Origin of the sequence: Vibrio sp. SCSIO 43155 (genome assembly GCF_023716605.1) — a bacterium.
Taxonomy (GTDB): domain Bacteria; phylum Pseudomonadota; class Gammaproteobacteria; order Enterobacterales; family Vibrionaceae; genus Vibrio; species Vibrio harveyi.
The window spans coordinates 1,230,069-1,242,330 of sequence record NZ_CP071853.1; the positions used below are offsets into that span (position 1 = coordinate 1,230,069).

The following is a 12,262-nucleotide window of genomic DNA, read 5'->3' on the forward strand; positions in this document are numbered from 1 at the left end:
TTTTAAATACGATATTTTATATCTTGTATTTAGATTTAATATAAGCGTTATTTTAAATGTAAAATGCTTATTACGAAGCAACTCTCATATTAATTTCATTTTGAAATAATTGTTATAAAAGTGAGACAGTTAAAGAATTAACTTCACCCTCGACCTTAATCTCTTTAAAATTCTTACCTTTAAGAATCGCCGTAAGGATTTCATGCGATATTTTAGGCAACAGTGTATTTTCAATGGTTGTTTGTATGACCCTTGCTCCACTTCCTGATTCATTACTACTAGCAACAATATTATTTATTAATTGATCACTCACTATCAGCTCTGAGGAATAGTTTTTTCTAATTCTATCTGAGATTTTTTTTACTTTTAGGTGAGTAATATTTTTCAATACTGTTTCGTCTAGTGGTAAGTAAGGTAGGACATTTACACGTCCCAAGAAAGCAGGTTTAAAGTCCGCAATTAAATCATCTCTCAACGCATTTTTTAGGGCGCCAACATCTGGTGCTAAGTCAGGGTCTTCAAACAATGACATTGTTGTATCTGTACCAGTATTTGCCGTCATAATGATAATGGTATTTTTGAAGTCAATGTCTCTACCTTCACCATCTTTGATCATTCCCTTATCAAACACTTGATAAAAGATATCTTGGACACCTGGGTGCGCTTTTTCCATTTCATCTAAAAGAATGACGCTGTATGGCTTCCTTCTCACCGCCTCCGTCAACACACCACCTTCACCATAACCGACATAGCCAGGAGGAGAGCCTAATAGTAATGAGACTTTATGTTCCTCTTTAAACTCTGACATGTTGATCGTGGTAACGTTTTCTTCACTACCATACACCTTTTCCGCTATTGCTAATGCGGATTCAGTTTTACCGACTCCGCTTGGTCCAATAAGCAGAAACACCCCGTTTGGCTTCGATTCATCTGTAAGTTGGGCACTTGCCGTTTTAATCACTTCCGACATGGTTTCAAGAGCATGATTTTGCCCTACAACTCGTTTAATTAAACTCTCTTTTAAGTTCAATACTGCCTTAATCTCGTCATCTTGCAGCTTACCTAGCGGAATACCAGTCCAATCAGAGATTACTTCGGCGATCAATGCATCCCCTACATGAGAGAACACCAAAGGCTGAGCATTCGTACCGAGTTGTTCTTCAATCTCGATCAATTTTTGTTTGTCAGAATCTGACGGAGATAGGAGGATTTTATTACGTAAGGCTTTTGCATCTTCAACCCAAAGTTGTTCTTGTTGCCATTGCGCCTCAAGAGTAAGTACAGAGTGAGAGAGCTGGTCAATCTCGATTCGAATATTCTCTATCACATCACTATGGTCGCGACCAAATTGAGACTCTTTAATCAGTTGTTCTAATTCTGCTTGTTTTAGCTGCATTGCCTTTTTGTTGTTATCCAATACACCGGGTATTGAAGATTGACTTAAGGCTACGCGTGAACACGCTGTATCTAATACAGACACCGCTTTGTCAGGAAGTTGTCGACCATTGATGTATCGAGAAGACAGTTGAACAGCGGCTTCTAATGCTTGGCTGGTAATATATACGCCATGATGGTTCGACATCACATTCAATAAACCGCGAAGCATATCCACTGCAACTTCCGGAGTGGGTTCATCTACTTTGACCACTTGGAAACGCCTAGTCAGCGCTGCATCTTTTTCAAAGTACTTTTTGTACTCAGCCCAAGTTGTTGCAGCAATAGTTCTTAACTCACCTCTTGCGAGTGCTGGCTTTAAAATATTAGCAGCGTCACTTTGCCCCGCCTGACCACCTCCGCCAATCAGACCATGAGCTTCATCGATAAAAAGAATAATCGGTGTATCAGATTGATTAACTTCTTTTATGACGTTTTTTAGGCGGTTTTCAAACTCACCTTTCATTCCTGCTCCGGCTTGTAGTAAAGCCATATCTAACGACTTAATAGCAACACCTTGCAATGCTGGAGGGACGTCACCTTCGACAATTTTTAGGGCTAACCCTTCTACTACAGCCGTTTTACCAACTCCCGCCTCCCCTGTGAGAATTGGGTTGTTTTGGCGTCTTCGCAGCAATATATCTACCATGAGTCGAATTTCGTTATCACGCCCAACAACTGGGTCAAGCTTTCCTGCTTTAGCTTGTGCTGTAAGATCAACAGTAAATTGCTCCAAGGCAGTGCTAGTTTGTTTTGCTGCAGAAGTTGCTACCTGCTGCGATTCATTGAATGCAGGCAATGTCGTCACTTCAATTTTATTTAATTCAGGACAAGGTTGATTTATCGCATTCGCTAAGGAATCATCCGATAGATAAGCACTTAATAGATGGATACAGTTGAGTTCATGTGCGTCAAACTCTATTGTTGCTATCATCACTGCATTTTGCATCACAGTAACAGTGTGGGTTGCAAGTCCCGGCACCGATTCACAACCCGTTTTGTATTTTTCCAATTGCGACAATAACTGTGTTTCAACCAGTTTCGGGTTTACATTAAACTTCTTAAATACTTCAACATAAATCTCTGCGGGATGCTGGAGTATGGATAACAACCAGTGGGTCATCTCTATACTATGATGAGTACGAGAACTCGCCATTGCAGCCGCTTGTTCAAGCGTTTCTTTAGCGACAGGAGACAACCTTTCGACCAACGCTGAAAGTGATAGTAAAGCCATTGTGATTCCTTTAAATGGTGATAGTTATTTCGCGATCTTCAGTTCGCTTATGTTTAGATAAAACCGTACCAATCCCTAGTTGACCATGTCGTTTAGTAATGCACACCTTGGGCAAATACTTATGACGTGTAGTGAGCTTCCACTTAATGGACTTATGTTTGCCTACATACTCATGGACCAAAGACTTAACTGTGTTTATGTATGGGTTATTGGGCAGTAACTGACTGACTTGCTCTGTACTCGTTGGTATTAGTTCGATCATCACTGCTGCATTTATGTTCCACGCCTTTGCGCCTATAGATGCGCCTCTACCGACTTGAGCAAATTGTCCTTCCGGCGTCGACTTTCCACCTAATCTCGTCTGTTCTTCCTTTGATAAACGTAACCATTGCCCTTGAAGCTCGTGTAACCTAACGTCACACCCTGTTAGGTCTTCAATAATGGTTTTTAGTGCGCCTTTACTTCTGTTTCTCGATGCAAATAAGCCGGCGTAGTGATTAATTAGGTGGTCAGAGTGACCTGAAACAGCTTCTAGACTGTTTATGAGAGGGGAACGAGCCCCTTTAGAATGTTCATGTGCCTGAACTGATATCTGACTCAACTGCCAACTACGGTAATACAACGAAAGTAAGCGGTGATTGAAAATATCGTAGAAATCCACCATCGCTCCGTCGCCTTCTTTTTGACGACTAATCGCAAGTTCACTGTAATGATGGGGTAACACGCCCTGTTCCCCTGTCAGACCAATTAAGTTTGTTTCTAGTATCAGCCTATCGTTGCCAGAGCGATGAACATTGGAAAGTTGTGCGTTTTCATAACCTAGCGTTGAGTTTACTTTTAGATCTACCTTTTCATTTTTAGGTAATGAATCGCTCCCCAATTGAGCCCCAGCTTTAAGTAATCCCAATTCAATGAGGTGAATCGCTTCAAACAATGGTCGCTTTTTCAATTGTTGAAAAAAATCCACCTCATTCATAACAATACCTTTTCACCAAGCATTGCAGGCCATCGATGAAATACTTTGTCCGTAGATTTCGTCTTTACCTCTAACTGTGTAAAAATATTTACCTCAGCAAATTGCGCAAAATACACTGAAAGTACGCATCCTAAGAAAAAGGTTTGCTCTTTAGATAGCATTTGATCAGAAACGGTAAGCACCAGCTTTACTCCATGAGCAAAACCAACTCTTCCCTGTTCATTAACCCTTCCTGTGGTTTGTTGATATTCTAATTTTACTAAGGCGTCGATAAGTGCTTTGGTCTCAGCTGTACCCGCAAATGCATAGAGTTTAAGTCGTTGTTTTAACGTTGCTAGACCTGTCTCATCAGTGAAGTGGGAAAGCGTTAATAATTTGGTTAGTTGCCAGCGGCTGCCTTCATCCATATCAGGTCTGATTGTTTCAGTCATTGAGACCAAACATTTTACTTGCTGAAAATTGTCACTTACTTTTGGTAGCAATACGTGTGGCAAACCGCCACCAAAAGGCAATTTTTGGGGCATGTTTCTATTACAACACTCTGCCTTAACTGAAAGTAACCAACTGTCATGGCTATCGAATTCAAACTGTTGATGTTTTTTATTAACAAAAGAAATATAGATATCCCTACCTGGTTCATCAAATCCCCCCGCCCAGTTCTTATCTTCTCGCCTCATTACCCAAAACAAATCACTTTTGTTCATATAATGGTTATGCTCGCCAGCGAAGTAACTGGGTAAATTCTTATAAGACTTGTTCCAGTTATTCAAAGTAACATCCGTGATCGCAACTACTTCACTGCAATCAGCACTTTGATGCCCAGGAGACATCTGATACTCATACTCTGAAGCTTCTAATCGTGTTGGCTCCATAGTGCTTTCGTACAAGTTAATGATTGGAACACACCCTAAAAGCACACTTTCTTCATCTACTTGTTTTGGTAACCAGTCATCGTCGATATCAAAGTAAAAACTAATATCGAGCTCGCCTTCTATCTCTAATCTTTCAAGTGCGAGATCCTGCAGCTCAAAAAACATAAACTTTTCAGGAAAATGTAAATACTCCACTAACATCCTCGCGGATGAAAAGCTGCGCTTACTATAAGGAATGACTTTGTGAGAATCATGAAATCCCACTGCGTGTAAGTGGCGTGATGTCAATGACGCAATTTCTTTGCCGTTTGCTGAAAGCGATATGCCTATCAGACTTTTGAACAGAAGTTGATATAGCCTTTGTGTGAGTTGAGTTTGACCATTCAGGTAAAAGCGCAGCGTCTCAACCCCCATGTCAGCAAATGTCGCCCCACTCTCATTTGAATTTAACCTCAACTTAAGCATCGAGTGCGCATTTGTTTCCCAACGAGAACCTATCGATGCCAAAGGGGCATTATCAAAGCTTCCTTGTGAAACGTCACAAGGGTAAATCTGTGTGTCATAACATGTTTTAAATTCGCACTCATCAAAACCGGGTGCACTGATCTTTACTTTTTCTCCAGCAGGTATATCAAAGGGTGATGACGTTGACCCATTACACTTCATTCTGATGATCGACATCGAGGGTATTGGAGCATGAAAGTCTGGGTGTAGTTGCCCCATTAAAGACTCAGTAAACTGCGGATAACTGTTATCCAAACTCTGGCGAATTCGCGCCGTCATGAACGCGCAACCTTCTAACAGCCTCTCTACATGAGGGTCATCTACTTGTTCTTCGTTAATACCCAAACGCGCAGCAATCTTTGGGTATTGCTCGCCAAACTCCTGCCCTTTGTGGCGCAAATATGCCAACTCGCGGTTATAGTACTTCAAGAACTCTTCGCTCATTTTGCTCTACTCAATTTCATGCCTAAATTTACGGGTTCAACTTCGGTATTAAACGTCACGTCGCGCTCACTATTTCCTATAAGGCACGTTGCATTTATCTGTAACCTTAAAGTGCGATTTACCGCACTCTTTTCCTGCAGTATATTGACAACCGGCGACGATAAACGCGGTTCAAATTCACGAATGGCCGCTCTTACAATGCCGCAGAGCTGCCCTTGTCCTTGCTGGCTACTGAATGGCATTGAAGAGAAATCAGGCAGACCATAATTTAAGATTGATTTATTCGCTTCTTTTAACTCAAACGGGACTTCTCTCCACCCAATCCGACTGTTCAACATCGACTCTAAATCTCTCAATAAATTGTCTATCAGCAACTGTTGAGTGAGTGGAAAGTCTTTATCTTCTCGGGATTGAGGATCATTATCGATTAGCTTATCAAGTAAGGATGCTGCCAGTGCCATCTAAACCTCTATGCAAGCTCTGCGATTTCTGACAATTGGTTTAGCTCAAAAATAGGTACTGCTTTGTCCCCAACCAACCAACACTTTTGTCCTGAACCTACGAACAACTCGCTAGCGCCAAGTTGTATCCAATCCGTTTCTTTGGCAAGCTTTTGGGCGTCTGTAGATGAGTCTATGTATGTGAGTGGCATGTGCCCCTCTCCTTCACCTAAACCCTCAATATCAAACTCCACAGGTCGCCAAACATTTTCAAGTAATGAGCTTGGATCCTTCACTTCTAAATATTTAATATTTTTAATTGGGACAAGAAAGTAGTTTCCCGCAGTAGAAAACAGCTCGACATAACCAGACAAACGGTCGTCGATATCCCTTACCTCATCGGTCATACTTCCATTTTGAGAAAAGCGTTTAGTGGTTCTTCCTTTTTCAAGCTGCTGCGCCAACTCATAACCACTTTCATAGTCTTTATTTTTGATGGCAAGATTCAACTCGATGATCAACTCGTTAACCTTTGAATCACCCTCAACAAACTGCGCAGTTGCAGCCCCCTCACTAAAGTCTTTACGGGCTTGCGCCGCTTTTACAAGATGACGCAATTGACTCGCACCTGCTAAATATTCCGGAAATAGCTTGATCGATTGAATCAGTTGATCGTCCGCTCGCTCCAAATCACCGTTAATACAAAGCAGCTCAATGAACGAACTTCGCAAGCTTGCATCTTTCGGGGCAGACTTTATCTCTTCAATTAATAGAGTAATAGCTTGCTGCAATTGACCTTCAGATAAGGCTTTTTTCCATGTTGTCATCGTTTTCCCTTACACCACCTGCTCCGGTGATAACTCCGTAATTAATTTGACCGCCGAAACCATTTGATCGAGTTGAAAATGAGGTCTTAAATGCACTACTGAAAAGTAATGCCCTGGCGAATCGCGTTTTTCTTTAACTGTTATTTTTGCTTCGTTGAGTGGATACTTTGCTCTGAGTTCATCAGAAGCTTCATCAGAAGCAGTTGTATATTGGTGAAGCCATTGCTGAAAATCCCGCTGGATTGAATCAGAATCTTGATACCCACCAACCTTGTCTCTTCCCATTACCTTTATGTAATGTGCGATTCGAGATACACATAATGTATATTGCAGCATCGAAGTCAGCTTAGCGTTCATCGTTATGTTCTGGTCTTCAAATAACTTCGGCTTATGGATAGACACACTGGATATCATGCCGACTAAATCGGTTTCTGCGACAGGTGACATCGTAATGAAACCGCAATCGGATATCTCTTTCTCTTTACGCTCTGATACCTTCAGATTTAAAGGGCTCCTATCTCGTGTGTTTTTACTCATAAGCTGAACAGAACTTCTTGTTGGAGCTAGAATGGCTCCTTGGGTGTAATCCCCTTGCTTCACACCTCTCATGTGAGTAAACCAACCATGTTCTTGATAGGTTCTAATTGCGATGGCGGCGAAACAAAAAGCGGCGCTACCCCACAACAACTCTTGTTCTGATTCAACAATCGTCTCCTCGAACTCAAACGCCTCTATCCGAGAACCATCTTTGATATAAGGCTGCCTAAAAAGAACATTAGGCGCTGCAATACCTATAAACTTTGTATCTTCTGATTCTCTCAAGCGTTGCCACTTCCCATACTCAACTTGATCAAATTGAGAAGTAATGTCTGTGGTAGATGACAACTCCGAAAAACGATCAACCCCAAATACACTTGGTTGCGCAGACATGACAAAAGGACTAAACGCAGCTGCTGCTGTCTGGGCAATCTTACCCAATACCGACAAATCCCGATCAAAGTAGTTTTGGTTAGGGTCATGTCGAAGCTCATAATCACCAACTATCAGTCCAAATGGCTCACCTCCAGCCATGCCGTATTCATTTTGGTAAAGCAGTTTAAACAAAGCTGACTGGTCGAATTCGATTGCTTTTAAAGCATCTTTACTGACTTCTTCCCATGTCGACGATAAAAGCTTTATTTTTACCAATTCACCAGATTGACCGTCTGTTTGTTCACACAGATACTTAACCCCCACCCAAGATCGCTCCAACTGCTGATATCTCGGGTGATGAATGATTTCATTTAGTTGTTTCTGTAACAATTGATCTATTTGATTGATGGTCATAATCAAACTGCGACGAAATTCAGCAACACTTCTGCTTTTGGTACCTTCTAACCAAATTTTTGCCGAGTGTATTGAATCTTCTGTTTCGACAAACCGAGTAATCCAGTAACTATTAAGTTCCGCACACCCAAGCGGACTAAACTCATGCTTTAGCTCGCTTGGGTCTAAGAAATTCAACGCTGTATCGTTAGTCATTTTTACACACCACAGGAGGGAAAGTGTGGTTGACCCATAAAGCCAACCACAATTCACTTAACCACCCGATTGAGGGATTTTTGCAACTAAGCGTAATGAAGTCGTAAGCTCTTCCATCTGTAACCAAGGCTTCAACCATGCTACTGCATTGTAAGAGCCTGGCGCGCCTGGAATCTCCTTAACCTGCACGCGAGCATCAGCCAATGGGTATTTCGCGCGGATTTCCTGACCGCCTCCTTCAGATGCGTTCACATAACTTAAGATCCAACGGTTCAACCATGATTCAACATCTTCTGCTTCCATGAAGCTACCGATCTTATCGCGAGCCATCACTTTCAAATAATGGGCAAAACGCGATGTCGCCATCATGTAAGGTAAGCGTGCGGAAATTGCAGCATTCGCTGTCGCATCCGGAGAGTCATGATTTGCTGGTTTCTGACAGGTTTGCGCACCAAAAAACACGGCATAGTTTGTGTTTTTGTAATGACATAATGGTAAGAAACCAAGTTTACCTAACTCCGCCTCTCTGCGGTCAGTAATACCGATTTCTGTTGGGCATTTCATATCAGGATCGCCATCATCACTCATGAAGAAGTGCGTTGGTAGATTGTCTACACGACCACCACCTTCTGCACCTCGAATCGCTGTACAGAAACCATACTTTGAAAAAGCATCTGTGAGCTTCGCACCTAGTACATACGAAGAGTTCATCCAACAGTAGTCGTTGTGTTCTGCATTAGTCGCAATGCCGGAAACAGCGTCAACATCAAACTCCTCAAACCCAAACTCTTCAACTGGAGAAGTCGCTTGACCATAAGGCAAACGTGCTAGCACTTTCGGCATGGTTAGGCTTACAAAACGCGAGTCAGCACTTTCGCGGAAGGAACGCCATTGTGCGTATTCCAATGACTCGAATACCTTATCCAAATCGCGAGGTTTAGATAATTCCGTCCATTCATCAAAGCCAAACAAAGCCGGTGAAGCCGCCGAAAGAAACGGCGAGAAACCAGAAGCAGCAACGTTAGACATCAGGCGCAATGATTCGATATCTTCCGGATGGTTTGTAAACTCATAGTCACCGATAAGCGCACCATAAGGCTCACCACCAGCACTACCGAATTCAGACTCATACACCTTCTTAAAGATTTGGCTCTGATCAAACTCAACCGCTTTGCTTAAATCCTTATGAAGCTCTTTTTTCGTCATGCTGATCATGCGAATTTTCAATGCTGAACTTGTTTCCGAGTTCATCACTAAGTAATTTAAGCCTCTCCAAGAGCCCTCAAGCTTTTGTAGTTCTGGGTGATGCATGACTTCAGACAATTGTTCCGAAATCTGTTGGTCAAGAAGCGTGATTGCTTCACGGAACGTCACCGTTAGGTTCTTATTCCAGGAAACGGTACCTTTCATTGCTTCTTCTGTTAATGTCTTGATCAACTCTTCGGCACGAGAAGCTTCTGTTTGCTTTGTTGCACCAATCGCCTGCTCTAGGAATGATGACGTTTGTTGCTCTACCGTTGGATCAAGTTGTTTGTCAATTTGAGTCGTCATTACTATGCTCCCTCTGGATTATCTACAGAGCTTGACTCGCCCAGCTTTAACTCTCCAGCCAACTTTGTCAGGTTTTCCGTGTTGTTTAATACATCCTCTAGAATGTTTTCTAACTCTTCTGAGCGGTCGACCTTCGTCATCAAGTCACGAAGTTTATTTCGGGTTTCCATCAGTTGGCGTAAAGGATCAACTTGATTAACAATCGCTGCGGGCTCGAAGTCCTGCATAGATTTAAAGCTTAAATCCACTTCAAATTGCGAGTCATCTTTCGCCAATTTGTTTGCGACTTTAAACTTCACTGATGGACTCATTTTTTTCAAAACATCATCAAAGTTGTCTCGATCAATCTGAATGAAACGTCGGTCTTTCAAAGGCTTCAACGCTTCGGTATTTTGTCCAGCGAAGTCGCCCATTACACCAACCACAAAAGGAAGCTCTTTTTTAAGCGTTGTTCCTTCGGTTTCAACATCATAGGTAATGTGAACACGAGGCTTCCTTACTCGTGACAGTTTCGAGTGAATACTCGTCATACCGTTCTCCCTTCCTTAATTTTCATTTTGTTCTGCTATGCCAACTAAACGGAAATAGCTTCTCTTTGCATCTCCGTCGGAGATCAATTCCGCCAGTAATTCCGGCAGAGGCATTCCACACCAACGAATAATCTGTTCGATGGAGTAAGAAACTGGTGAATGAGGCTCACTTTCTCTAAAGAAGTCTGCCACCTTTTGTAACTGTTCAATCGCTTGCTCGCGTGATTGCATATTTGTTATTAGCAATTCGCTGTTGTTAGCTGACTGGCTTGTGACCGTAGTCGGCTCGTTAGATTCCATATCAGCCTCTTCAATCACCTCTTTCGGTGCCTGAAAGCGGTCACCAAGCAAATGCTTTAATGCCGAGTGTATTGAATCAAGCTTTTTTGAGATGTAAGAACTTGGGGTAACGTCTCCAACAGCATCATCAAGCTTTTGGCTAAATTGGTTAAATGCCCTTATGCCGAACTCAAGATCAGTGATCAAAGTCCTGTAAAACTCATCAGAGGTGGATTTAACGGTATCGCTGATTTTCGACAGTTCCACAGCACCTTGCTCGACTTTGTAACGTCGTTTATCTTCATCAAGTCGCTCTAATTCAATGGCTTGTTGGTATTCCCAAAATGCGTAAGCTTGCTCTACCCCCATATCCGTAAGCGGAATCGAAGCCAGTGGAAAAATTAAGGTACCTTCACTTTCGATACCGTTTAATCCAATGATTGCAGAAATACGAGTCTCGATTCCGTCTTCATCAGGCATGGGATGCAGCTGTTCCCAGAAATGATCAATAAAGTGTGATGCTATCTCGTATCCGATCCCCATTCCGCGAAAGCCATAAATACGTGTCAGCGCCTCAATCAGCCAAGCGACAAGCTCCAAATCCTTTGACTGAGAAGTCAGAACTTCTGGAACTTCATCAATGAAAACACGCCAAAGGTTGGTGTGGCTGAGTATGCTTTCTTCTTCAATAATGGCGTTACGCTCTGTATTGCGCGCAGCCATCCTGTGGTCTTTTAATCTGTAATAAGCAGATTGAGGAGATACGTCCTCACGAGGGTCCACGCCCGTTGGTTGATCAGCAGAGACAGGTTGTAGTACTGGTTCTAACCACTCGAACGCTTTGATTAGGTCATCCACGCACTTTACTCCTCAAGAAAACAGGAATGGTCGCGTCATCTTGCTGATTTTCAGCTATTTCATTTTGATCACAGCATACTTTGACCAACGCACATGTGACGTTGTCACTAGCACCTCGAACTAACGCAGAGTGCATCAAGGCTAACCCTGCTTGATTGACTGAATCAGCATAGAGCGTGTTGTGTATCTCGTCATTGGTCAGTTCTTTAGAGAGCCCGTCGCTACACAACAGAAATTGATCACCGTTCGAGAGCTGACCGGAGATTTGGTCTATCGTTACTATTTCATCGACACCTATCGCACGAGTTATGACGTTAGCTAATGGGTGTGATTCTGCATCCTCAATCGCTAATAACCCTTGTTCGACCAGATCCATAACTTGGCTGTGATCTCTTGTTTTTTGCGTGAAGCTCCCTTCTCTCAGTTGGTATATACGGCTATCCCCAACCCACAAACAATGAAAATATCCGTCCTGCATAAATAACAGTACAAGTGTTGTCCCCATCGTTTTACCTTCTAAATGCTCTTTTGCGTAATCAAAGATCTCTTTGTTTGCTTGCTGAATAACACCTCTCAACTCATCAATGTGGGTTGTCTTATTGTCTTTTGCATAGCGGGCAATCTTATCGACCAACATCTGACTGGCGATGTCTCCTGCACAATGACCACCCATACCATCTGCTACGACCCACAAACCAAGTTCGGACATATCAAGTAATGCATCTTCGTTATATGGACGGACCTTTCCTGGATGAGTCCTCGAAAAAGTAAAGTAATTCCAATTCATTCGCT

At 42.4% G+C, this 12,262-nt stretch carries 10 protein-coding genes; all 10 read right to left on the minus strand.

The genetic code is table 11. The features are described 5' to 3' along the window. Positions 1-112: 112 nt before the first annotated feature. Genes tssH through J4N44_RS22420 form a run of 10 tightly spaced genes read right to left on the minus strand, consistent with a single transcriptional unit; the run spans position 113 to position 12,257 of the window. Positions 113-2,668 (minus strand): type VI secretion system ATPase TssH, encoded by a 2,556-nt coding sequence (tssH, locus tag J4N44_RS22375; protein ID WP_101960669.1) that lies wholly within the window; start codon positions 2,666-2,668, stop codon positions 113-115. 10 nt (positions 2,669-2,678) lie between these two features. After that, the gene (gene tssG / locus J4N44_RS22380) at positions 2,679-3,644 is read right to left on the minus strand and encodes a type VI secretion system baseplate subunit TssG (protein WP_005447032.1); all 966 of its coding nucleotides are present in this window, start codon (positions 3,642-3,644) and stop codon (positions 2,679-2,681) included. After that, positions 3,641-5,464 (minus strand): type VI secretion system baseplate subunit TssF, encoded by a 1,824-nt coding sequence (gene tssF, locus J4N44_RS22385; RefSeq protein WP_222324809.1) that lies wholly within the window; start codon positions 5,462-5,464, stop codon positions 3,641-3,643. Before tssF ends, tssG begins: the two co-directional genes overlap by 4 nt. Continuing rightward, positions 5,461-5,925: a type VI secretion system baseplate subunit TssE gene (gene tssE, locus J4N44_RS22390; RefSeq protein WP_252045183.1), complete on the minus strand. Its 465-nt coding sequence runs from the start codon at positions 5,923-5,925 to the stop codon at positions 5,461-5,463. Before tssE ends, tssF begins: the two co-directional genes overlap by 4 nt. A gap of 8 nt (positions 5,926-5,933) precedes the next feature. Then, on the minus strand, positions 5,934-6,731 hold the full coding sequence (locus J4N44_RS22395) for a type VI secretion system accessory protein TagJ (RefSeq protein ID WP_017190828.1): 798 nt from the start codon (positions 6,729-6,731) through the stop codon (positions 5,934-5,936). A gap of 9 nt (positions 6,732-6,740) precedes the next feature. After that, complete coding sequence (gene tssC, locus J4N44_RS22400) at positions 6,741-8,252, minus strand: type VI secretion system contractile sheath large subunit (RefSeq protein WP_005447039.1); 1,512 nt, start codon at positions 8,250-8,252, stop codon at positions 6,741-6,743. A gap of 57 nt (positions 8,253-8,309) precedes the next feature. Next, entirely contained in the window at positions 8,310-9,803 is a 1,494-nt protein-coding gene (gene tssC / locus J4N44_RS22405) for a type VI secretion system contractile sheath large subunit (RefSeq protein ID WP_005447040.1), read from the minus strand. A 2-nt stretch (positions 9,804-9,805) separates the two neighbouring features. Beyond that, complete coding sequence (gene tssB, locus J4N44_RS22410) at positions 9,806-10,333, minus strand: type VI secretion system contractile sheath small subunit (protein ID WP_005447041.1); 528 nt, start codon at positions 10,331-10,333, stop codon at positions 9,806-9,808. Positions 10,334-10,348: 15 nt separating this feature from the next. Further along, complete coding sequence (tssA, locus tag J4N44_RS22415) at positions 10,349-11,470, minus strand: type VI secretion system protein TssA (protein ID WP_005447042.1); 1,122 nt, start codon at positions 11,468-11,470, stop codon at positions 10,349-10,351. Beyond that, positions 11,463-12,257, minus strand: a complete 795-nt coding sequence (locus J4N44_RS22420) for a PP2C family protein-serine/threonine phosphatase (RefSeq protein ID WP_017818775.1) — start codon at positions 12,255-12,257, stop codon at positions 11,463-11,465. Before J4N44_RS22420 ends, tssA begins: the two co-directional genes overlap by 8 nt. Positions 12,258-12,262: the final 5 nt, after the last annotated feature.